The sequence below is a fragment of the Thermosipho africanus Ob7 genome, from assembly GCF_003351105.1.
In the GTDB taxonomy this organism is placed as follows: Bacteria; Thermotogota; Thermotogae; order Thermotogales; family Fervidobacteriaceae; genus Thermosipho; species Thermosipho africanus.
In genome coordinates this window covers 241,017-265,345 of the sequence record NZ_NKRG01000001.1, presented here as the reverse complement: position 1 = coordinate 265,345, position 24,329 = coordinate 241,017, and the positions used below count along the sequence as shown (strand labels likewise).

At 27.9% G+C, this 24,329-nt stretch carries 25 protein-coding genes and 2 CRISPR repeat arrays (1 of these 27 only partly in view); all 25 genes read right to left on the bottom strand.

All coding sequences use genetic code 11. The annotated features are described in order from the left end of the window. Positions 1-31: 31 nt before the first annotated feature. A complete protein-coding gene (locus tag OB7_RS01375) occupies positions 32-991 on the bottom strand; it encodes a 2-hydroxyacid dehydrogenase (protein WP_114702429.1) in 960 nt (319 codons plus the stop codon). 7 nt (positions 992-998) lie between these two features. Then, positions 999-2,222, bottom strand: coding sequence for a glycerate kinase type-2 family protein (locus tag OB7_RS01370; protein ID WP_170128435.1), 1,224 nt, complete (start codon positions 2,220-2,222; stop codon positions 999-1,001). Continuing rightward, on the bottom strand, positions 2,212-3,087 hold the full coding sequence (nadE, locus tag OB7_RS01365) for an NAD(+) synthase (RefSeq protein WP_114702303.1): 876 nt from the start codon (positions 3,085-3,087) through the stop codon (positions 2,212-2,214). Before nadE ends, OB7_RS01370 begins: the two co-directional genes overlap by 11 nt. After that, positions 3,068-4,207 (bottom strand): molecular chaperone DnaJ, encoded by a 1,140-nt coding sequence (gene dnaJ, locus OB7_RS01360; RefSeq protein WP_012579485.1) that lies wholly within the window; start codon positions 4,205-4,207, stop codon positions 3,068-3,070. The genes nadE and dnaJ overlap by 20 nt, the downstream gene beginning before the upstream one ends. A 5-nt stretch (positions 4,208-4,212) precedes the next feature. Then, positions 4,213-4,803, bottom strand: a complete 591-nt coding sequence (locus OB7_RS01355; protein ID WP_004103913.1) for a nucleotide exchange factor GrpE — start codon at positions 4,801-4,803, stop codon at positions 4,213-4,215. A 14-nt stretch (positions 4,804-4,817) separates the two neighbouring features. Then, a complete protein-coding gene (gene hrcA / locus OB7_RS01350) occupies positions 4,818-5,831 on the bottom strand; it encodes a heat-inducible transcriptional repressor HrcA (RefSeq protein ID WP_237697480.1) in 1,014 nt (337 codons plus the stop codon). 134 nt (positions 5,832-5,965) lie between these two features. Then, positions 5,966-7,234: an MFS transporter gene (locus OB7_RS01345; protein WP_114702302.1), complete on the bottom strand. Its 1,269-nt coding sequence runs from the start codon at positions 7,232-7,234 to the stop codon at positions 5,966-5,968. Then, complete coding sequence (locus OB7_RS01340; RefSeq protein WP_012579487.1) at positions 7,231-7,737, bottom strand: transcription repressor NadR; 507 nt, start codon at positions 7,735-7,737, stop codon at positions 7,231-7,233. The genes OB7_RS01345 and OB7_RS01340 overlap by 4 nt, the downstream gene beginning before the upstream one ends. 613 nt (positions 7,738-8,350) lie before the next feature. Then, a CRISPR array of direct repeats spans positions 8,351-8,727; the repeat unit is 30 nt; unit sequence GTTTAGAATCTACCTATGAGGAATGAAAAC. A gap of 448 nt (positions 8,728-9,175) precedes the next feature. Further along, on the bottom strand, positions 9,176-9,922 hold the full coding sequence (gene cmr6 / locus OB7_RS01335; protein ID WP_114702301.1) for a type III-B CRISPR module RAMP protein Cmr6: 747 nt from the start codon (positions 9,920-9,922) through the stop codon (positions 9,176-9,178). A 17-nt stretch (positions 9,923-9,939) separates the two neighbouring features. Continuing rightward, positions 9,940-10,350, bottom strand: a complete 411-nt coding sequence (gene cmr5, locus OB7_RS01330; protein ID WP_114702300.1) for a type III-B CRISPR module-associated protein Cmr5 — start codon at positions 10,348-10,350, stop codon at positions 9,940-9,942. Beyond that, positions 10,340-11,224: a type III-B CRISPR module RAMP protein Cmr4 gene (gene cmr4 / locus OB7_RS01325; RefSeq protein ID WP_114702299.1), complete on the bottom strand. Its 885-nt coding sequence runs from the start codon at positions 11,222-11,224 to the stop codon at positions 10,340-10,342. Before cmr4 ends, cmr5 begins: the two co-directional genes overlap by 11 nt. Positions 11,225-11,237: 13 nt before the next feature. Further along, positions 11,238-12,290: a type III-B CRISPR module-associated protein Cmr3 gene (gene cmr3 / locus OB7_RS01320; RefSeq protein ID WP_012579491.1), complete on the bottom strand. Its 1,053-nt coding sequence runs from the start codon at positions 12,288-12,290 to the stop codon at positions 11,238-11,240. After that, a complete protein-coding gene (gene cas10 / locus OB7_RS01315) occupies positions 12,283-14,766 on the bottom strand; it encodes a type III-B CRISPR-associated protein Cas10/Cmr2 (protein ID WP_114702298.1) in 2,484 nt (827 codons plus the stop codon). The genes cmr3 and cas10 overlap by 8 nt, the downstream gene beginning before the upstream one ends. Positions 14,767-14,783: 17 nt before the next feature. Beyond that, positions 14,784-16,028, bottom strand: a complete 1,245-nt coding sequence (gene cmr1, locus OB7_RS01310) for a type III-B CRISPR module RAMP protein Cmr1 (protein ID WP_114702297.1) — start codon at positions 16,026-16,028, stop codon at positions 14,784-14,786. A 23-nt stretch (positions 16,029-16,051) separates the two neighbouring features. Next, the gene (cas6, locus tag OB7_RS01305; RefSeq protein WP_114702296.1) at positions 16,052-16,774 is read right to left on the bottom strand and encodes a CRISPR-associated endoribonuclease Cas6; all 723 of its coding nucleotides are present in this window, start codon (positions 16,772-16,774) and stop codon (positions 16,052-16,054) included. Between the two features lie 10 nt (positions 16,775-16,784). Further along, a complete protein-coding gene (locus OB7_RS01300; RefSeq protein ID WP_428843306.1) occupies positions 16,785-18,011 on the bottom strand; it encodes a CRISPR-associated CARF protein Csx1 in 1,227 nt (408 codons plus the stop codon). Between the two features lie 24 nt (positions 18,012-18,035). Next, positions 18,036-18,218: a hypothetical protein gene (locus OB7_RS09930; RefSeq protein WP_249030984.1), complete on the bottom strand. Its 183-nt coding sequence runs from the start codon at positions 18,216-18,218 to the stop codon at positions 18,036-18,038. Between the two features lie 4 nt (positions 18,219-18,222). After that, entirely contained in the window at positions 18,223-19,662 is a 1,440-nt protein-coding gene (locus OB7_RS01295) for an SAVED domain-containing protein (RefSeq protein WP_114702428.1), read from the bottom strand. Continuing rightward, positions 19,662-20,426 (bottom strand): hypothetical protein, encoded by a 765-nt coding sequence (locus tag OB7_RS01290; RefSeq protein WP_012579497.1) that lies wholly within the window; start codon positions 20,424-20,426, stop codon positions 19,662-19,664. The genes OB7_RS01295 and OB7_RS01290 overlap by 1 nt, the downstream gene beginning before the upstream one ends. Positions 20,427-20,435: 9 nt before the next feature. After that, positions 20,436-20,894 (bottom strand): hypothetical protein, encoded by a 459-nt coding sequence (locus OB7_RS01285; protein WP_170128434.1) that lies wholly within the window; start codon positions 20,892-20,894, stop codon positions 20,436-20,438. Between the two features lie 219 nt (positions 20,895-21,113). Next, a complete protein-coding gene (locus OB7_RS01280) occupies positions 21,114-21,527 on the bottom strand; it encodes a hypothetical protein (RefSeq protein ID WP_004103949.1) in 414 nt (137 codons plus the stop codon). A gap of 53 nt (positions 21,528-21,580) precedes the next feature. After that, positions 21,581-21,859, bottom strand: coding sequence for a CRISPR-associated endonuclease Cas2 (gene cas2 / locus OB7_RS01275; protein ID WP_114702294.1), 279 nt, complete (start codon positions 21,857-21,859; stop codon positions 21,581-21,583). After that, positions 21,856-22,839, bottom strand: a complete 984-nt coding sequence (cas1b, locus tag OB7_RS01270) for a type I-B CRISPR-associated endonuclease Cas1b (RefSeq protein ID WP_004103959.1) — start codon at positions 22,837-22,839, stop codon at positions 21,856-21,858. Before cas1b ends, cas2 (OB7_RS01275) begins: the two co-directional genes overlap by 4 nt. A 14-nt stretch (positions 22,840-22,853) precedes the next feature. Next, positions 22,854-23,126 (bottom strand): CRISPR-associated endonuclease Cas2, encoded by a 273-nt coding sequence (gene cas2 / locus OB7_RS01265; protein WP_249030983.1) that lies wholly within the window; start codon positions 23,124-23,126, stop codon positions 22,854-22,856. A gap of 37 nt (positions 23,127-23,163) precedes the next feature. Then, positions 23,164-23,541: a hypothetical protein gene (locus OB7_RS01260; RefSeq protein ID WP_004103963.1), complete on the bottom strand. Its 378-nt coding sequence runs from the start codon at positions 23,539-23,541 to the stop codon at positions 23,164-23,166. 210 nt (positions 23,542-23,751) lie between these two features. After that, positions 23,752-24,329: a CRISPR direct-repeat array (repeat unit 30 nt; unit sequence GTTTTCATTCCTCATAGGTAGATTCTAAAC); it runs 591 nt beyond the window's last position.

The following is a 24,329-nucleotide window of genomic DNA, read 5'->3' as shown; positions in this document are numbered from 1 at the left end:
ATCCCCCCTAAATATAAATTTGTTTTAACAATTAATACATCAATTCGGGATCTACAGCTGTTTTTGGAAAACCTTTTTTCAGGAATGATTCTATATTTTCAAATAGTTCATCTATTCTTCCTTGCTGACCCTCTATTGTAAACCCTCCAACGTGTGGAGAAAGAACTACATTTTTGAACTTATGGATTGGAAAATTAAAAGGTAAGATAACTTGTTCATCTTTTGAAGGATACTTATACCAGACATCCGATGCAAAACCTCTTAATATGTTCTCATTAAGCGCCTTAAAAAGTGAGTATTCATCTATCAATTCTCCTCTTCCAACATTTATTAAAAACTTTCCTCTCATTTTTTCAAACATCTTTTCATCGATAATTTTGTAAGTCTTTTCAGTTAAAGGTAGTGCAAGATATATTACCTGTGCATCTGATATTGCTTCTTCTATTGAAGTTACAATCCTATCAAATCCTGCTATTTGTTCTTTGCTTCTTTTAAAACCTGTTATATGACAATCAAAACCTTTTAAAAGCTTTGCAAGATGTCTTCCAATAACCCCAGTCCCAAGTATCGCTACATTTTTTCTTTGAAGTGAGTACCAATAATCTTCTTCCTTAAATCCTACGGCAAAGCCATGCCATATTCCCTTTTCAAGGTCGTTGTGAAATTCTACTATTCTTCCAAGAAGAGCAAGGGATAAAGATAGCGCACGTTCAGCTACCATCTTTCCGTTACCGTGCGAATTTGAAACAATTATATTCCTTTCTTTTATCTTTTTCCATGGAAGTTTATCTGCACCAGTCCAAGGAATAAAAATAGCTTTTAATTTTTTTGCTTTATCTACTTGTTCTTCAGTCAAATATCCAGTAACTATTATTTCCACATCTTCTAAGACGTAATCTATATCTTTTGGAGTATACCATTCAATCTCATTAAACTCTTCCATCTTTTTTCTAAAATAATCAGTTATCTTTGTTAAAACAAGAGCCTTCATCACATTATCACCCCTTGAGTATAAATCCTATGTCATTTAAATTAGTTCCCGTTGGACCCGTTATTAAGAGATCTCTAGAAAGTTTTAAGGCATTATAGGTATCGTTATTTAAAAGAAATTCATTTGGATCATTCGAAAATTTTCTCACCTTTGAGATAGTTTTTCCATCAACAATTGCCCCTGCAGCATCCGTTGGACCATCTGTTCCATCTGTTCCAACACTTGCAATAACCACATCTTTCATATTTTCTATTTCAAGTGCTGCTGAATAACAGAGTTCTTGATTTCTTCCACCTTTTCCGCTTCCTTTTACCTTTACAACAGTTTCTCCACCAAAAATAATACAATATGGTGTTTTTAATTTACTACTTTTTGCTATACTTGCAATAAACTTTCCAGCTTCTTTTGCCTCACAATCAAGTCTTGTAGTTAAAACAAGTGTGTTTAAATTATACTTTCTTGCATGTTTTTCTAGAATATCACATGCTATATCAATACTCCCTATTATGTAATGCTCTACATCAATCTGCTTGTTGATTTTTACATCTTTTTTTAAAACATTAATTATATTTTCATTAAAATCTAAATTGTACTTTTTAATTATTTTGTAAGCATCTTCAAAGGTACTACATGCTTCATATGTTGGACCTGATGCAATGTACCTTAAATCATTTTCAAGTACATCTGATAAAACCAATGTAATTACCTTTGATTTAACAAAATTTAAAAACCTTCCACCTTTTACTTTTGAAAGTCTTGAGCGAATAGTATTAATCTCCTTAATATCTGCACCACTTTTTAAGAGCTGCGTCGTTACATCTTTTAAATCATCCAATGAAAGTCCATCTTGCAATAGTTCAAAAGTAGATGAACCTCCTCCAGATATTAAAAACAATAGGATATCATCTCTTGATAATTTTGAAAATTTTTCAACGGCAAATTTTGTAGCAGAAAGTGAGTTTTCATCCGGTAGAGGGTGCCCTGCTTCAAATATATCAAAATTTTCAATATTTCCAAAATTATATCCATATTTTGTTATAACTATTCCATACTCTATATCCAATACATCATTTGCAGCCTTTGCCATCTTCCATGCTGCTTTTCCAATTGAAAGAACATATACTTTCTTATCAACCCTTATTTCTTTTAACTTTTCTTTTACTAGCTTTTCAGGTTGGATATCTTCTAAAGTATCAAAAATTAGCTTTTTTGCTAACGTTTTAAGTTCCATATAAATCATCTACCATGCTTACATTCCTTAATGAATTTCTCTTTTTTCCAATTTGATAAAGCCTTTTTACTAGTTTAACCTTTTCAGGGTCTTCACCATCCAAACTTTTGTTATTTACTAGCTTATCTAATATCCTATCAAGAGTAGAATAATCAAGCCCAAATATTTCTTCATCACCAATTCCTGGAATTAAATCTGGTGAAGCTGGTTTCATAATTATTTTTTCAGGGACATTTAATTCTTTTGCAAGTTCGTATACCTGAGTTTTATAAAGATGCAAAATTGGTTCAATATCTGTTGAATCATCTCCCCACTTTACATACAACCCTGTTAAAAATTCTGTTTTATTAGTAGTTCCAACAACAGCGTAATTCCTTCTTTCCGCCTCTTTGTATAGATAAACCATTCTCACCCTATGTTTTGCCCTATAGTAGCTTATACCTTTTAAAAACTCTTCATCATAGATTCCTTCTATATCAAATTCAAAAGGATTACCTTTTTCTTTATACTTTTGCCATCTTCTCTTTGCAAAATTTTCCTTTACCTTCCAGGGCACAAAAAATGCTGGTGGGTAATATTTATAAATGCCAAGTGCTCGAAGAATCTTTGTAATATTCTTTATTTCATATTCAACTCCAAAGTATTTACAAACAAAAACAGCATCTTTAACTGAATCTTTAGGACTATCTCTTTCAGGCAAAATAAAGCACTTTATCTTATCCCTATCAAATGCTTTTACAAGAAGTGCTAAAACTACTGCTGAATCAAGTCCTCCACTAACTCCAAGAACTAATCCTCTAAAATTATATTGTGCAACTGTCTCTCTTAAAAAATTAACAATCTTTTCACTCTTCTTCGTCAACATCCTTTCCCCTCAATTTCGCAATTTCCTTTAATAACTTTTTCTCAGAGCGAGATACTCTTTTTGGAATATCTACTTTGATCTTTAAAATTAAATCTCCCCTTCTTCCCGTTCTCATATCTGGTACGCCTTCTCCGTATACATAAATGTTTTCTCCATCTTGAACACCTGATGGTATCTTAACTTCTTTAACTCTACCGTCAGGCATCTTAATTTTTACTTTGGTTCCAAGTATTGCTTCAACATAATCTATTTTTATCTCCTTTATTAAATCATTTCCACGTCTTTCAAAATCAATATGTCCTGTAATTCTTACATTTACATATAAATCGCCATATCCACCACCGTTATACCCTGCATTACCTTTACCTTGAACTCTAATAACGGTTCCGTTGTCAACTCCAGCTGGAATTTTTACTTCCACTCTATGTCTTTTTCTTATTCTTCCACTGCCACCACATACATGACATGTCTCTCCAGGTATCTTTCCTGTGCCACCACATTGATTACATGTGTATTGATTTACAATAACTCCAAGAAACGTTCTTCTTTCTTCTCTAACTACCCCTGTTCCATGACATTTCGGACAGCTTACCCATCCACTTCCTGGCTCTACCCCTTCACCATTACAATGACTACATACCTCATACCTATCGTATTCAATTGGGATAGTTGTTCCTGTAAATACCTGCTCAAAAGGCACATCAACAGTTATATTTATGTCTTCTCCGCGTTTTGCTCTTCTTTGTTTTTGTCTTGAAGATGTTCTTTGATCACCAAAGAATATGTTAAATATATCGTTATTAATAAAATCACCAAAGTCTTTGAATATATCTTCAAAACCACCAAAACCACCAAAGCCACCAAAACCGCCTCCACTACCAGCGTTTGGTGGGACATCACCTACATATCCGAACCTATCGTACATTGCTCTTTTTTCAGGATCAGAAAGAACTTCGTATGCTTCTTGTATTTCTTTAAATTTTTCTTCCGCTTCTTTTCTATTTTGATGATTTCTATCCGGATGCCATTTTTTTATTAATTGTTTATATGCCTGCCTTATTTCTTCTTGAGACGCATTTCTTGAAACACCAAGAATCTCATAATAGTCTTTTTTGGCCATATATTTCACCTCCTAGGCTTAATCGAGACCTTTACCTTCACAGGTTTTAGAACTCGTCCATTAAATTTGTAACCATCTTCCACAATTTCAACAATTGAATATTCTTCTTTTTCTTCATCCTCAACTCTTTCTACAGCCTCATGCTCAAACGGGTCGAATTTATCTCCAACTTTAATTTCCTGCAAACCAAGTCCTTCTAGTATTTTAAATAAGTTTTTGTATATAATTTCCATTCCCTTGAAAAATTGTGTTTTTTTAGTCTCATCATCAACATTTTTAAATGCTCTTTTAAAATCATCAATTATAGGAACTAATTTTTCTACAATTCTACCAATTGTTGAAATAGAAATTTGTTCCTTTTCCCTTGCAACATCTTTTTTATAATTCTCAAATTGAGATTTTAAAATTCTAGCGTAATTTTCAAATTCTTTTAACTGATTTTCAAGTTCCTCAATCTTTTTTGATTGTTCATCAATTATTTTTTCTAAATCTTTTTCCTTTCCTTTTTCTTTCTTTTCTTTATTAGCATCCTCTTTAACATTTTCAACTTTTTCATTTTCAATCATTTTTTCTTTTTTCATTTCCTTTTTTTCCATATCTTCCACCTCCATTATTCAACATTTCTTGCAACAACAGTAAAGTATTCAGTTAATCTATTCACTACATATTCCACACTATCGAATACTCTGTTGTAATCACTAAATTTATCAAAAATAACAGCTATTTTCCCGACTTCTCTGTTGAAAACAAAGTACGGCATTATCAAAATTGAATACTGCTCAAAGTTTTTAATATTATGCTCTTTTCCAATGAATATGCCTTCTCCAAGTTCAAAAATCTTAGAATAATATTCTTCATTTGTTGAAAATCTAACAATCTCTTTTAACTTTTCTTCATCGAATCTTTTTGCATTAACAAGATTAAAAACACCTTCTGTAATATATTCTTCATACTTTTCAGAAGCTATCTTTTCTGAAAGTTCAATAAATTCTTTCAGCCTTCCTCCAACCCATGAAAATCTTTCAACAACTTCTCTCAGTTTAGCCCTAAATTCACTAAGCAAAATTCCATCAAGACTTTTGTTTAAAAATTCTTCTATTTCTTGAATATTGTAAATTTCTGAATGCTGAATTGGAAGAACTGATGTAAGTCCAAGTTCGGTAATTATATTAACAATGGAAAAGTTTTTAGTAACTGGTGTTAAAACAACTCTTCTAATTCTTAAATACATAGGATTAGGTTTTTCAATTATAACAAAAGCTTTAACTGTGGTTGCAAGTAGCTTTGCAGCACCTTGAATAATCTTATCCAAGTCACCTATTGGAAAATCTATACTAACGTCTATAGAACTTCCTGATTTCTTTGTTTCTTTTCTAAGTTTTAATATTTCATTTACGTAAAATCTTAAACCTTTATCTGTCGGGACTCTTCCCGCAGAAGTATGTGGCTGAAATACGTATCCAAGATAATCTAACTTTCTCATATCATTTCTTACAGTTGCACCACTCCACTCAAGATTTGTAGATTCTAAAATCTTTTGAGAACTTACTGGGGTCCCAGATTTCACATATTCTCTTACAAGACAATATAATATCTGCTCTTGTCTTGTAGACAATTCTTTCATTTTCTCACCCCATTTATCAGCCATCTTATCACTCTTTATCTTTGTCTGATAATAGTATATCATAAAACGATTTTACAGTCAAATAAATAAAGGCTCCAATATGGAGCCTTTATTTTAAAAAATATTACTTTTATTTAATTTACCGCTTTATCTTTTGTCTCTACTCCCAATACAAGAGTCATAACCGCTGCAAATATAGCAAACAAAGACACAAATGAAAGAGCTGCTACTATAGATTTGTCAACGAAATAACCAGTAAAGTACGGGGCAATAATTCCTGCTATTCTTGCAGTTGCACCTGCAACACCATTTGCAGTTCCCCTAAATGAAGTTGGAAATAGCTCAGGAGTATATGCGTACACAAGTCCCCAAACTCCCAAAGTGAAAAATGAAAGGATCAATACTATAAACAGAAAGCTCAAATTGCCAGTTGCAAGCAGCAATAGGAAAGAAGATAAACCCATACCTATGAAATATGTTGCAAGAGTTTTTTTACGTCCCCACTTTTCAATCAAATAAGCAACTGAAAGATAACCCGGAAGCTGTGCGAGATATACAAAGAATGTATACCATTTTGCCTTTGTAATAGTTATCCCTAAACTTGCAATAAATATCTTTGGTGCCCATGAAAATAATGCATAATATACAAAACTAACCACAAACCAAGATACAATAACTAAAATAGTTTGTTTTATATGTTCTTTTCTAAAAAGTCCACTGAAAGTTACCTTTACTTTTTCTATCTCTTCAATATTTTCAGGTACTTTGTTAAAAATCTTTTTTAAACCTTCAACCCCTCTTTTTTCAAATATATATTTTGGAGTATCTTTTTTTCTAAAAAACGGAATTAAAGAAATAATTCCAATTGAAAAAATATAAAAATCCCATCTCCAGCCTAATTTTTCGCCCAAAGTGACAGCAAAAAGAGCTATTAAAATACTACCAACAGCCCAACTTGCCTCTAATATCACTAAATATCTTCCCCTAAGCCTGATAGAGGTATACTCTGATAAATAAGTATTAACTGAAGGCAGCAAACCTCCATATCCAAAACCAGAAAGAAGTCTAAATACATATGCACTACCAAAAGATTTTGAAAAACCAAATAAAACAGTAAATATAACAGTAACAAGCAAATAAAATATTACACCAATCTTTCTTCCAAAATAGTCTAGTATAATTCCAGAAAATAATGCACCTAATAGCATACCAATAAAAACTGAGCTAATTAAACTACTTGCTTGTACTGTTGTTAAATTCCACTCAGAAACAAGGTCAGGAACAACAAATGGCATTACCATTACACCTGCTGATCCGATTATCCAAAGAATCGAAGTTAAAATCAACAAATTTTTTTGTTCTTTCTTTGAGACAATTAAATCAACCACTTGATCTATCTTCATTTTTCCACCCCCAATAAATATTTACTTATTGCATCCAAAACATCATTCATTATTTTTTTGTTGGGTGCTTCAATAGTATGTATATGAACTCCTCCAGACAATTTTAATAGAGGAGTTGCATTAGAACTCTCCATCAGTGCCATAAATTTTGAAATATCATCCATAGTTTCTATATCAAGCCTTCCTTTTATTTCACCATATAGAGGATGCTCGACAATAACATCTATTACCTTCCCACCAGCTTTAACAATTTTTAACAGCTCATCATATATTTCATCTTCACTATGTTTTACGGCAATCATCTTTCTTACAACATCTCTCTTTTTTTCTAAAATGTATCCTTCTCTGGTTGAATAAATCTTATATCCTTTTGTCTTTAACACAGATATATCTTGAACGATAACTTGTCTACTTACTTTTAAAACTTCTGCCAAATCTCTTCCTTTAACTGGCTTATTTGAATTTTCTAAAATACTTAATATTTTTTTTAATCTTTCTTTCATATTATCACCTCAATACAAGTTTACACAAATTTACAGCAGATGTCAATTGATTTGTATAAAGCATACATAAATATCAAAACTTTTAAAAAACAACTAATTATTTTTTTACATGTCAAGAGTGCATCTACTTCCATTTTTTTAACCGATACGCCAAAAATAATATATAAATCTTGCTTTTATAATGTTTTCCCTTTATTTTCTTTTGACTTTCATAAACTATATTTTATTTTTTATCCGCTGCCAATTCTTGATCATAAAAGCAATTTTTTACCCAATTTCAAACTATCTTGGCTGGACTACTAAATAACATTAGAAAAATTATATTAATAAAATAACAATTTATTATTAACAATTAAAAATCACAAAAATATTTTAAGATAAAACGTCATGTTAACACTTTTGTAACCAATTTTGAAAAAAACTCTTTTTTACTAGTTTCCTGTTTTTATATTTGTAACTTTTATGTTAACAAATTAAAATTAGACAAATTTTTAGGAGATGTTTCCGAAGATAAAATTAAATGAAAGCTTATAAATACTACATTTAACTTACTGTTTACTTCCGCTCAAAGGTTTTGTTACTTTTTCTTGTTATATTTATTTATATAGTATAGGTTTAGAATCTACCTATGAGGAATGAAAACACAAATTCATATGTATCCATAATTACACCTTCACTTAGTTTAGAATCTACCTATGAGGAATGAAAACATGTTTCCGGCACTGGCTCTATGAGTCAACTAGGAAACGTTTAGAATCTACCTATGAGGAATGAAAACGGACTAGTTACTGCTCCTTGTGGCAAACGTCCTTTATATGGTTTAGAATCTACCTATGAGGAATGAAAACGATTCTAAAACATAGTCGCTTTTTGTTGAACCAAAGAAATCGTGTTTAGAATCTACCTATGAGGAATGAAAACGTACGAAACTGTCTCCAATTTGCAACGGGGATAATTGTTGTTTAGAATCTACCTATGAGGAATGAAATTGCATAATGATGTTTACCATAATAATCTTCATCAACATAAGCGTTTAGACTCTATCGTTGAGGTTATTATAGATAAAACATTTATTTTCTTCACTTTATGAAATTTTATAGCTTAATATTATCTAAACAAACAAAAAAAGGAGGGATAACCTCCTTTTATTTTGTTACTTATTATTTATAACTTATAAATTAAATTTAGTTTTTAATTTATCGATTCCTGCAGAAAATCTAATGCTGCTTTTACAAAATATTATTTTTTAAATATTCTCCTAGTTTATTACTGCTCCCTCGTTTTATTTTTTCTTTTAAAAACAGCCCTAGAAATTTGCCTTTTCACTTTCTACTTATACTACTTATATCTGACAACCTTTTTTTACTTTCCTACAACATTCTATGTTTTACTTTATACCATATTGAAAAACGAAGATTTCAATATTGAAAACAATAAATCACTTTTTAAATCTACCATAACCCATAGAAGTTTTTGCACCTATTCCATATATAGTTAGAAATTCTTCAAAATATTCTGATATTTTTTTATTTTTATTATCATCATTTTTTTCTGATACTATAACATATCTAAATACATATGTTCCTTCAAATACACTAATAAAATTAATTGGAACAGGTTGATAAACATCGTTTGGCACATTTTCGCTCAAATAGTACTCCTTAAAATGTGGATTTAAAATATCAATTCCTAATTTGTATTTTTCTGGGACAGCATCGAAAAAGAAAATTTCAGAAGAATTCTCATTATTTCCAAAAAAAATAAGATCGTTTTCATCAATTTCATCTAAAAATGCTTTAAATGACCCTTTAATAGATTGTCCTGGAATAACAGGCAAGCCATAATTTCTATTTAAATAAATTCCAACTTCGTAAGCTGAAGGAATACCTGAACCAATTAACAAGGGAGAACTCAACTCAAAACTTTTTTCATATATTTGATACCCTGAAGTTTGAAGCTGCTTTAAAGCTTTCGAAAATACATCATTTAAAATTTTTGAATTTTCATAAATATATCTATTATTATTGAAAAATACTTTAAGTATATTATTTAAATCTTTTAATTTATCCTCATTTTTCTTTTTAGATAAATTTTTATGTAAATTATAATAAACATACTTATCATAAAACAAACTAAATGATTTAATATTTTTATTACCCAAATCTTCTTTATAACCCACCTTCATATTATCACTCCCACAAATTAATCAATATCAATGTAGATATCAACATATCTCCTATGCCATTTTATAAATTCTATAAATTGTTCCGAAAATTGTTTATAAGCTTTTTTGAAAGATTCACTTTCTAAAAATTCTAATACTTCTTGTTTAATATCTTTAATATCTTTATTGTTTACTACATAACTATCCTTAAAATATTCTTTTAAAAATTTTTGAATATCTTTTAGTACATAATAGTAATTATTTTTATCTTTTGTTTTAGAAATAATAAAAACTATTGAAGCGTATAACCCATTCTGCAAAACTAACGCACCTAAACTTTTCACTAAACTTTTATAACTTTTTTTTAATTCATTATTACTTTCCATTTCCTTTAAATTTTCTTTTATTTTATTTTGAGAAAAGTTCTTTATTTCAATTTTATTTCTCATTTTTATCTTCCCCCTTAAAAGGTAAAAATGAAATATAAACGATCCCCTTCCCTATTGAAGCATTACCACCTATATTTAAAAATTTTGAATTTAATTCATCAATTTTTTTTAATAAATAATCTGCGTCATTAACTAGTAATTTTGAAATAAAAAACAACACAGAATCTTGTGGAATATATTCCTCATACCATAATGCTCCTTTATCAACTGTTCGTTTTTGAGGGTTAATTCTTATTCTTGCAATAACTTCTGTACTATTAGTAACAAAATATGAAAAATCTTCATCACTTAAAATAACTAAATTACTAGAAAATCTCTCAAAAAGTCTTTCATCAGGAAAAATATTTCTTAAATGATTTACAAAACTCATTAAATCTTCAGAATACTCAATGTCTTGCTCAAATTCTTCCAAGCAAATTTTAGAATCATTGATTGTTGACAATGCTTTATAATCCTCTTTATAACTTATATTTATTTTCTCAATTAGTTTTTTAAATTCTTCTAGTCCAACAACGTCAAATGCTATTTTTAATCTAGATAAAATTAACGGACAAGTTATCCATACAATTCCTCTATCGATACTTCTAACGGGATAAAAAGCTAATTTCCCCTCTGAAAAACTTACCTTACCAGCTTCGGATGCTTCGTTGTCTTGAAATTCCGTTCCAAAAATTTGTGTAATGTCATTATAATTTATATTTATTAACCTGCTTATCTCATTTCTAATTGCCCCCTTAACACCATTTATTACAGGAAATCTTGTATGAATCTCTCTTTGAATTGGTTGATCAACTATTCCAACATCAAAACCTTTCCCAGCATGTATCTGTGTAACAGCATAAAAAAATCCTATTCTTCCTACTTCATGATTCATAATATTACCTCCCCTATTCACAATTTTCTAATACTATAAACTTTCCATAATTATATTCATTAAATTCCTCAGTTAATTCTAAATTTTCTAAATACTTTTCTTCAGTAAAAAAAACTGAGCCTGGTGGAACAATTCTAAACATTTTACCTGGCTTGTTTTTCTTTAAATCCCATCCAGAATAAACCTCAGGCTTGTAATTGCAAACAGCAACAATTTTTTGCCTGATATATTCGCTCGTTGGAAGAAATCCATTTTTAAAAACGGCAGGAGTTAAAAGCATCAATCCTTTAATCTTACTACTGCTTTCTTTAGAAAACAAATCAGTTTCAATTTCGAAAATTTCTAATCTTGCCAATTTACCTTTACTTCCAATATTTACTGTGTTAATTTTATTTTCATTTAAAAACTGCTCAGTCTTTTCATCAATAAAAACCCCAAATCCTGCCCCATCTCTAAAACGGTAGGTTGATAATAAATAAAATGCCCCATGCTCCTTATCTACCATTCTTTTTTTATTATCTAGTGCTATACCAACTTTTCTTTCTATACTAAAAGGTAAATTTTTGTTGTATTTGTGTAAGTTTAAATATAATTTTTTGTCTGAAGACTTTTTAAAAGTTTCAAGATCACTTATCGAAATAAAAGTTATTCCTTCTTCTGAAAGATTATCTATATTACTATATTTTATATATCTCAAATTCTTGTCATCAACAGCAAAAGAGTCTTGACATGGAAATCCTTTATAATACTCATACTCATATTCGCATGAATTTTCATTTTTACAAATTTTTCTGAGTTTTAAATTAGCCGGCTTTCTAAAATATATTTCATTTCTTTCCGAAACAATAAATGGCCCGATTAAATTTATTAATTTTTCTTCAATCATTTTTTCTATTTCTTTTATAGCATTTTTAGTTCCCCTTTTTCTAAAGTAAGCTGAAAATATTGCACCGTAAAAAGTTTTAATATTTGGAAAAATTGTATTTTCAAAAGTTGAAAAATTTTTTGACTTTCTGAAAGAAACCCAATCTATAGGTATAAATTTAAGAACCTTTACTTTACTCATATTTATCAACCTTCCTTTTTATGTATTCGTACTCTAATAATAGATCAATAAATTTTTCAAGGTTGTTGTTTTCAAAATTTTTACTATTTTCTTCCAAGATTTGAACATATTTTTCTAGTACTTCTATAACTTTTTCTATTCCTTTGATCTTTTTTATTCGTTTTAACACATAAGGAATTACCTGTTCTATAAATTCTTTTTTACTAATTTCCAACTTTTCATATTCAACTTTTAACCTTCGAAAGAATGAATTATATGACTTTTCTTTTTTTGTTTCGTTTTTTTCAAATAATGAGTATACAAATTCTACCTCATCTAAAATATCAAAAACTTCTTTTGATTTACTTAAATACTCCCACTCAAACACTAAATTAGTTATTTTTCCACTTCTTCTAATTGTTCTTAGAGAAAATCTGTTTCTTCCTTCATTTTTTGCTTCTTTTTCTGCTTTTCTTACCTCGTCAAGAACAAGCGACAAATTTAACTTCGGATTACAAACAACAATACCTGCTGACATTGTAGCTTTTTCTCCCATCATATTAAATAAAGGTAAATCATCTTTATAACAAAAACCATTCCTAAATTCATATATATCTCTCTTTCCATCATTTTTATTAACCTCCACTCTTACATTTCCTATTCCAGAATAAACTTTTCTTATCTTATTTGCAGCTTCTAGAACTCTATTAGCGGGAAATATCGCAAGCACATCATCTCCACCCGCATAAATTAGTTCACCTTCAAATTCTCTAACAATATGAGGTACAAAGTAAGAAAATTTGTTTAAAGTCCTACTTATAGATTTTTGATAAGTTGGATTTATTAACTTATGTTTCTTTAAAAAATCTAAATAGTCACTTGATTGTTTTTCAAGAAATTCTTTTGCTTTTGGATGAACACTTTTTAAATTATCCTCTATTTTATCGCCAGTTATCCATTTGCCCATTTGATCTCCATCCATTAATAAAACACCTAACTTATATTCTTTCACTATACTTTCTTTGTTGTTTTCTTCCTCATCTTCAGAATCTTCATAGCTTATTGGTCTTGTATTTCTTATTCCTTCACCTGCTTCATCTAAACCTACATTTTTAAGATATCTATAAAACTCCCTTTTTATTACACTTAAAGCCGACAGATTTTCTTTTCTATCTCCCTTTTCATAAATAACTAAAGATTTTAATCCTCCTGATAAATCATCTCCTGGAGTTTCAAAATCTTCAATTAAGGCCTTAAAATTTCGTGTGTTTTTTCTCAAAAAACTTTTTGCTTGAAGTATTTTTGTATGATAATTGTACATATTTGCTTCAGATAAACTATATGTATTTTCTAATTTTGACAACTGTTCATAGTAATCTTCTAACTCATTTGAACCGATAAATTTTTCCCATTCTTTAAATATCCAATTTTCTTTATTAAGCTTCTCATCACCAAATATATAAAACATAACACTTTCAACTATAATGTCAGGAAAAATATTCACTTGTCTATTCCAGTATAATTCTGGATTATTTTCAATCTCTTTTGAAAATGTGTATTCTTTTAACTTTTTGTTTTTTATCAAATCAAAGATAAACTTAGAAATATTATCTATTTCCTTTTTTATAGCACTTTTAATTAAAATTTCTATATTTTCCTCACTATTTTTATCTATGTATTCTTCTTTATATGGAATAATAGCTGTAAAAACGTTTGGTAAAGAAGCAACTTCTGGCTGCATTAAAAATTTTTCCGAATTATTTTTAAAAAAGTCATCAATATTTTCAAGATATTTTTTTACTAAATAATTATTTCTCAAATCTGGAAATATAATACAATCAAATCCAAACTTTTCACCTATTACTTGAATCCCCTTAAATGTAAGATAAGAAAGAAGATAACTTCCTGACCGTAAATCTCTAATCTTTCTTCCAGCTGCAATAAATTCTTGTACTGGACCTATACTTACAGACAAAATTAAATATCCATTGCTTTCTTCATCTGCTGTTGCAAAAGCTGAAGAAATATCTAAGTGATCTATAATACTTTGATTTGTAAGCCTTGTATCTTCCAATATTAGATACGAATAATCCGAAATTTTAGGAATTTCCCACCAAAGCCTATACGCAAGTTTTTTATAATCTTCTATTTTGGCCAATTTAGATATAAAATTTTCTTCATCGATATTTTTAATTTTTTCCTTTACTTTATGGTATTCGCTCAAATCATTTCCAGAAAACGGATGAAAAAACTTTGATTCATCAAATTCAATCCTTATTTGCTCAGAATTTCTTTTAATCTTTGTTACTTCTTGAGGAAACAATATCCTAGTTGCAGCAGAAGCAATATAATCATATCTCGGATTATTATTTTGTTCCAAGCCGACTTTATTTAATAAAGTTTTAGCTAAGTTTTTATGTCCTCTAATATTTGCCATTTTATTCACTGGATCGTGTAAAAAAGCTTCAACCTTCTTTTTCCAATTAATTTCATTCATTTATATCACCTCAAAAACTAGATTATTTTATTTAATTCTTTATATTTTTCTATTGTATTTTTTAACTTATTGTAATCAAAATCTATATTTATTGAGGATTTAAATTCTTTCTTCTTAGATTTACCTTCACTGCCATTTGTTTGTACTATTTTCTTTAATACAATTTTTGAATTTTTTAAATGTATTTTACTTAATAAAACAATTAAATAAACTTTATATTTCCCATTCCTCTCTCTCCACAATTTTATTGTTAGTAAAGATGATTTTCTATATTCATTTCCTTTATCATCTAAAGCATTTAATTTATAGTTTGCTTTACCATAAAAGAACAAAACAGGCAATCCAAGTAATGCATCATTAAAATCAACTTTCTTTTTGTCATTAAAATTTTGTATAGCATCTTTAAACGCAGAACCTCTTAACTTTTTTTTCAAATTTAAATATGAAAAATTATTTTTTTTAGAAAAATATATATTCCTAAGAGCATTTTCGTATGAATAAAATTCTTTTTTTAATTTATATACATAAAAAAATCCATCAACAAACGCTGGAAAATCAAAAGCCTCATTACTTATGCTACTACTATTATTCGTAATACTTTCCTTATTTTTCTCGTTTTCTTTTATAAAAATTTTATCCAAATATTTTATCTTTTCCTCTAAATTCTTTAATATTGTACCTATGTCCTCTAATTTAATATCTCTTTCTATGTTTCTTATAACAAATTGTCCAAATCCTTTCTTTACCTTTGCTCCAAATCCTCCAACCAATGAAATTAAGACAAATAAATCCTTGATAAACTCCTTAAATTTATGAAAATATTCATCTACTTTATTACAATCTTTTATTTTTCTTTTGAAAAATGATTTAAAAAATATAAAATTTACCAAAAACTCACTCCTAGAATCTAATAAACTTATTTTTTCATTGAATTTTATTTCATTTTTTTTAGTAAAAATAACACCATATAATGGATATCTCAAAGCCTTTAACTCAGATAATTTTATTTTCCTTTCTTTTTGCAAAGTAACTGTTACATCAAAAAAAGACTTGTTATTAATAGAACCAAATATAATATCTTCCAATTCTTTGATCTTTTTATAATTATTTCCAAAAACTCTTGCAGCTGTTGCCCTAAAGTAATATCTCATTACTCCACGTACAGTTTGTGGCAGAAGAATCGAATCTTTATATTTTCCTCTGCGATTTATCAATGGAGAAATAAATTCAATATTAAATTTTAAAGTTTCCAAACCTTTCATAAAATCACTCTCCCTTTAAAATCCTAAATTAACTCCACACATCCAAATCCCATTGAATTTTTCATTCCTATTCCAGCGTCATAAGCAACCTTTAGTAACTCAAAATCTCCATATATATCAAATGCAGTAAGCCAACCAAAAATTACCGTATTCTTATAAACTACCTTTACTCTTTTTGGATTTTTACCTACATGTTTTATTTCAATATTATTTTTAGATATGCTTCCATAAAAAGCAGTGTATTTTTTTAAAATGTTTTCATATACAAGAGATAAAAATTTACTTGAATCCGGTTCATAAAAAATTGTTTCTTTTTTATTTTCATAATTAAACAAAGTTGAATAAACTACCACGGGAGATTTTGTTGAAACTCTAAGATAATTTGCAGAAGGAAAGGACTTTAAAACAGCAGCTTTAACATATATTTTTTCACCTAATACATTTATATATCCTTTCTTCAAAATATAATTTATAATATATTCGACCATAGCATCATCTAACGAAGATATAATAAGCCTTGCACCATTGAAAAAAGCTATTTTATTACCAAATATTTGAAATTTCCCAAGCAATCTTGAAAAAGTATATAATTTGAATTTTCTTTTTCCCAAAACATACCCTTCATCGTGTATAAATTTTCTATATCCGCTAGAATCTATCATGTTTATAATGATAGACTGTAATATATGATTATAATGAATTGGAAGCTCTAACTTTTCAAAATCTAAATCTAAATAAATTCTCATTAAACTCCCCCTATATTGCTTTTCCTAATTCACATATTTTTTCTTCATTTAACCTTATGCAAACCATTGAATTATACTTTTTCAAATAAAAAGTGTTTTTAGATAAACTACCATGAGCAACAAAGTTTCTTTCTTCTCTTGAGAAATTTTCTTTACTATTTTGTTTTTTTAATTCATCATTTTCAGGTTCTAGTTCTTTTTTTGTATTTTCAACCTTTTCTTCGCCTTCTATACTTTCATTTTTCCTTGATTTGAGAATCTCTAAATCAAAAAGTATTTCTTCTCCTTCTTCTATATAATCAAACAAACTTTCAATCTCTTTAATCTCTTTTTCAAGAACCAATGAAATTTGATTTTTAAACTCATCAATTTTCCATATAAAATTTGACAATTTCTTTAGTTCATCATATGGTATTTCAGTACAGTATTTTGTTCCATAAATATTTTCAAAGTAAATCTTAAATATACTGCCAAGCACCAAATATTTTATACCTTCTGAAAATTCTAACTTCCTAAGTACCATTTTTAATTTTTCATCACTATCTCTAATTTCAATTGATGAATTATACACTTCTAATGATTTATCAACTACATATTTAAAATCAACTCTATTCATTGTATATAAATATAAAAGAGGAAGACCGTAATAAATAGACTTTAAATATAATTCTAAATTTAAAAAAATATCATTCAAACCCATATTTTTTTCATTTCTTAATCTTTTTTCAAATTCTCCAATATAATTTTTCCCAACTTCTTTTCTTTCATTAACAGACAAACCTCTAAAAACATTAATAGTTTTTTTAGCAAAATCTTTTTTATAAGATATAGACTGTTCAAATACTTTTTCTTCAACAACATAAACATTAATTTTATTTTTTCCCTCTGCTGAAGTGTTAATTACAGGCTCTGCATTTGTAAGTTTAAAACGTACCTTTTTGAAATACGCCAATATTGGTAAAATATCCATTAACGTTCTATATAAAACATTAGATTGATAATTAATACCAAAACTAATATCAAATATCACTTCAATTTCTTCAGAATTAATTACTTCTGGTCTTGAAAAAATATTCAAAAGCTGAATTAACGTCATATAATATGTATCATTCATGTTTCCAACAAATCTAAATTCTTTATAACTTCCAACACCAGGAATAATATGTAAATTTAAATTTCCTTTATAATCTTTACTTTTAAAATAATCAGAATACTTATTTTCCAGACTAGTAATAATGTCTTCGTATTTAAAATCTTCTTTTTATAAATCATTTTTTTCTACCAAAGTATCTAGTAAAAAAAGCTCTGTAGTATCAACCCCAAAAGCTTTGTACATTAAATCTGGTAAAAACGGACTTACAAATGTGTTTTCGTTGTAATCAATAGAATATTCAACTTCTTTATAATTACTAATCTTTCCAAAGGTGGAAAAAAATAACTTCATAAAATTACCCCCTAATTTTTTCTATTTTAAATACCTCAATATAATCACCCGTATTTTTATCAAAGTGGAATATTGAACCCTTTGCAAAATCTCCAAATGAAAGCCCTACTCCAAAAGCTAATGGAACCGGACAACTCATAAAGAAAAAGACGTTTTCACAAGAATGTTTAAATTGTATGTTCTGAGTAATAGACATTATTTCTGAAACAATTTCACTCCAATCTTCTGCGGGTAAATTCCCTTTTCCAAAATTTGGTTCAATTAATACCAATTTTGAATCAATATTATTTTTGCTTAAAAAGTTTTTAACTGCATCATATGGATTGTGAGAAGCAAAATACAATATAAATGCACAATTTTTACCATTTTCATTTTCCACTGAATACTTTACAAATTTATAATCATTTACTATGTTCTTTACCTTTCTAACATTGTCAGTCAGATCAATAACAGGCTTATATTCAATTCCTGCTTTGTGATAAACAACTAACGGATTTTGAACACCTAAAGCTATACCTAAAGCCATAGAAAATGATGCAGGCCCCATTATTGCAATATGGGGGATACCTCTATTTGATATAATTTTGTAAAGCAAGCTATTTACTTCTTTTAAAACTTGTCCCCAATCATCATTCAAGCTATCTTTGACAAAAACTTTATTTACATCGTAAATTTTTTCAAAAATATCACTGTATTTTATTTCAAATTTTTCGTTAACTGCCTCTTTTAATTCTTCATATGAAGTTCTAATATATTCTTTATCTTTTGCCATTAACGAAATTAGTATTGGTATATGTATTTTCTTTGCTTCAAAAAATTCCTTAAGTTCAAATACATTATCCACATCAAAAGCACTTATTAGTTTTAAATTATTTTCACTACAAATTTTCATTTTTAAATCTAAATATTCAATATTTCTCTTGATATTCCCTTTTTCATCAATTTCTCCAGTAAATGCTATATTTTTAGGAATTTTTTTACATAATGAACCAATAGCTACAGCAAGCTCAAAAGAATTACCCTTAAATTCACTGTCAAATATTACAATAAGTTTTTTACCAACAAGACTTTCAATTTTCTCAAGTGAACTTTTCAAGTCTGGATTATTTGTAAAACTTTTTTTTGATTCAAAAATAATTGCTCTGGCAATTTTTCCGTTTCCAAGTTTGTTTACTGTAGGGAAAAAAACTTCAACAAAATCGTTTTTGTAAATATCAAATATTATTTCTTCTTCTCCATTAAAGAATTTTTTTAATAATTCTTGATTTAAATCAACAATCTTTTTTTCTTTAATTTTTTTTACTATCTCATAAAAAACAAGAAATTCATTATCAAAGTCTTCCGCATTTATAAAAGACTCAATTGCTTCCTTTACTGTAATGTCGTCACGCTCCAAGATTTTTAAAAAATCAGAAGAATTTGAACTCAACAGCCTTGAAAACATCAATCAATCACCTCAATAACTAAAAATTTTTTTAAATCTTCAACTGATACTTTTATATTATTTGACACAAAGGCATTTGGCAGTTCTCCTTCATAGATAACCTGGTTTTTAAAAATCAACTTTCCTTTTTTACCAATAGCGTTATCTTGCAAATAAACTTTTAGGGTATTGTTTTCAACAATACCAACAAAATTTTCCCCTCTTAAACTATTTGTCCCTGCAACTAACGCAAATTCACTAGCGTATGGAATATTTATTTCTATTATTTTGTCTTCTTCTTTGGTCTCATCAAAAATCTTCTCAAAGAAAATATCGTACAATAAAGATATTTGGTCGATCAATAGATCAAAATATTCTTTTCTTGGACCTGTATAGATTTGTTCTTCTAATTCTTCAACATTTTCAGCAATTTTGTTGATATCTTCTTTTACATTTATAATGACTTGACAATAATTTTTTGCAAAATTATCTTCAATATAAAAATTTACGTGTGTCACGTAAACATAATCAACTAAATGATTTATTTTTATTTTTAAAGCTTTTGAGCTACTTAAAAAAACATCTTGAGAAAGCAAAACGCATTCAGCTAAATCCCCATTTTTTTCAATAACAACTCCATACACTAAAATATCACCATAGATTACAAAAACATCTCCTGCCTCCAAGGCTTTTCCTTCAGGCACTATCTTTAGGGATTCAATATTTAATTTATATTTTCCAAATAAATTTTTATACAATTCAAATTCTTTCTTTAAAAAGCTCATAGTAACCTCCTACTTTTTATTTTTTTCTTCTCTATTATTATGACGAATCTTATCACAAATTTCTGACATATAGATTTTCACTGCTATTGCAAATTCTTTTTGATCTATTCCAAAATCTTCTACTAAATTCCTCAGTTTTTCTTTTAATCTTTGAACCATTTTATACTTTGCATCCTTTGATTTTTCACTATAGAATATTTCTTCATTGTAGAGAACCTTGTAAAAATAATAACAAAGTTGCATATTATCTAAAGATTTTAACTCTTCAACAAAATACTCTGCAATAATTTCAGATTTTAAATCATCAAATTCAGCAATATTTATCACATCTATCTTTTCGTTCCCGTCATCATCTTCTTTATTCAAAGAAAGTTTAGATTTATAGCTCTTTACAATGTCGATAATATGATTTAAAATCATCCTTGAAATATAACTTTCAATGTTTTCAATATTGTTTATTATTGACATCAAAATCTCTTTTTTATTTTTTATTTTTATAAATATTTCGTTTATAATTTCATTAACAGCCGAATCATAAGTTCCATATATATCAATCAATGTATCTTTATAATTAGAATGAGTGCCAATTATTATAGTTACAATTTTTTTTTATTAAAAGATACAATTTATTTTCCTCTTCTTCTTCAAACTTATTATTCAAGTACTTTAATATAATCTCTTTCACCTTTATATCACCTCAATAAAATTTTTTATATTTTTTCTACATAAACCACATTTTACAAAACTTTCCTCAATAACTTTTCTTGGAAGCTTAAACACTAATTTTTTATGGTAATTGAATGCATATGATGATTTTAATACCAATTCAGCACATTCAAAATCTTCACTGATTACACAAAACTTATTTATATCTACTTTTATTCTTGAATAACTTTTAGTTGATAAAAACAAAATTTTTAAACTATTTTTTCCATTGTCCTCAACAATAGCTGGCCTTCTTTCTCTTTCTGTACTTCTTGATTTATACAATGTATCAAAACCCAAAATTTTTGAAATTTCTTTTAATCTATATACATAACCTATCAAAGATTTAAAATCCCCCAGTTCTTTCTGAAAAATTGCATCAATCAATTGTTTCAATTATTTTTCCTCCTTCCACCTCCATTTACATTTATTATAACATATTTTTGTTTTTAGATAAACTTATTATTAAATATACACTTATCCTTTCCATCAATAACTTTTCTAAAAACCTTATTTGAATTAAAAAAATAGACTACAACACTATCCTCTTCTTCATTAATTTTATTTTTAACTTCATAGAACAATTTTTTAATATTTGATTGAGATAAATACCCTTCAAAAGTTGAATTTTGCTGCCAAACAAGGTATTTTTTTAAAATTCTATGTATTTTGTTCACTCTTTTTTCATTTACATCATAAACAAGCAAAAGATACTTCAAATAAATCACCCCATCACAAATCCCTTAAATTTTTCAACTCCTTTTAAATGTCTGATCAATTTATAACATTCATGCCTTATTACTGTTTTAAAAGTTACATTTTGATTTTCATAAATTGTAACTTTCTTATTTAATCTCTCCTCAATTTCATTTATAAATTTTTTCTTTGCATCTTCATATAAAAATACCCCATTGTTGTTAAAATTAAAGTCTTCTTTTTTAATTTCTTTTTTATTCACTAATTTCAAAATTGCTTTATCCACAATTATTGGTTTAAAAATCTCTGCAATATCAAGTTGTAAAGAAAATTTACGCTTATTTGTTTCATGCAAAAAACTTATTCTTGGCTCTAAAGAAGTTTTATATATCTCGGCTAAAACTGTATTATAAAGTATTATATTTCCAAAGCTTATAAGTGCATTTATTTCATCTTTTGGAGGTCTTTTTAGTCTTTCGTCAAAATCAAATCCTTTACGCTTTACAATTTTCCCTAAAGCTTTATAATAAGCCTTTCTAATATTTCCTTCTATGGCCATTAAGGCTGGTATATTATTTTGCTTTTTCAAACTATCCTTAATCTTTACTATATAATTTAACTCTTCATTAGTAACTTCTTTATATCCATTCAGCACCCAAAGCATATTCAAAACTGCAGATTCTAATATTTCTTTTGCAATTTCAAGCCTTTTACTTAAATCATAATAATATTGAAACTGCAAAACTATCATCTCTCCAGTTTTATTGTTCTCTGGTGGATAAAAAGAACCAATAAAATCCCCATAATAACCATAAAAAAAGGTAGGTATACCTTCTTTCGCTAACAAACCCAAAAATTTTTTATTAAAACTTACCTCTGAAAAAATCATAATTGAAGAAATATTTTTTAATGGAACAAAAAATGGATTTGAATCTTTGCTTTTTGGAACAAAGTATAACGCGTGGTTTTTTCTTTTTAGTTCCCCATCAGTAAAAATATATAAGGTTTCCATTTTTTAAACCTCCATTAAATTATATTTGTTACATTAATTTTTTTGTTCCCATAAATTTTTCTATATGGTACAAACTCCGGTTCTAATATATACCAATAAATAGTGTCTTCATCTTCATCTATTATACTTAAAATTTGATTCCTTAACGTTTCAAAATTACTCTTAGTTATTTTACCTTCTAACACTGAATTTTGAACCCATTTTAAATACTTTCTTGCTACTTTTAAAACTTTTCCAACTCTCTTTTTATTTACATCGTAAATCATTATCAAATACAAAAAAATCACCTCTTAAAACTTTAAAAAGGCCTGGAAGACCCAGGCTTTAAGTCGATATAGAAATTGCTAAAAGTGCGATAAAAGAACCCCAACCGGCAAAAGACATACCAACTTTTATCTTTTTTATCTCATCTTTATACGTCCTTACATAAATATCTATCAAATAATCATCTTCGCTTTTAATAATACTTCTTAGTTTCACTAATCTTTCGGCAGGAACTTCAGGCTCAACTACGTAATTGTATATTGGAGCAATAATACCAAATACAAAACCACCTAAAAATGGCCAAAATTTATTAACATCTTCATTTGCATGAACTCTAGCTAAAGATTCCACTTGTGATGGTGTTGTTAAAAAGTTTTGCTCACCAAAAGAGATTATAATAAAAATACTTATTAAAAGAACTATAAAAAATTTTCTCACAAAAATCCCTCCTTTAAAATTTGCTTTACACTTATAATACGATTTAAACCTTTAAAATCTGACATAAAAAATTGGAGCAATTAATTGCTCCAATTTAAAAAATATAATTTATCCATATCAATTTGTTAAATCATGATTTATTAATAATCTTCTTATATTTTTTCAAATAAGTTCTAAATATAAAACTATATTTTTTAAATAAATAATACAGTTTTCATTCCTCATAGGTAGATTCTAAACATTATTTTCAATATGCATTGTTGTACACGGATCATAGTTTTCATTCCTCATAGGTAGATTCTAAACGGAAAAAATTATTGATTTAGACACCGACGACATATTTGAAATGTTTTCATTCCTCATAGGTAGATTCTAAACTTGGATTTACAACCGGATGATGTTGTAATTGTTGCCCAATACAAGTTTTCATTCCTCATAGGTAGATTCTAAACAAGAAAAATTGCGTGAGCTTGGAAAAGCAGCGAATATACTCGTTTTCATTCCTCATAGGTAGATTCTAAACGAAATTTAGATTGGAAGGAATAGAAAAAGAATTTATATGTTTTCATTCCTCATAGGTAGATTCTAAACGCAACAACAGTACTAGCAAACGCGATGGTACGATTATTAGTTTTCATTCCTCATAGGTAGATTCTAAACCTAAAATATCAAACAACAAAGCAAAAGAACTTGCTAAAAAATATGTTTTCATTCCTCATAGGTAGATTCTAAACCTTTCCACAACCCCTGATGGGAAGGTTATTTATCGCAACGTTTTCATTCCTCAT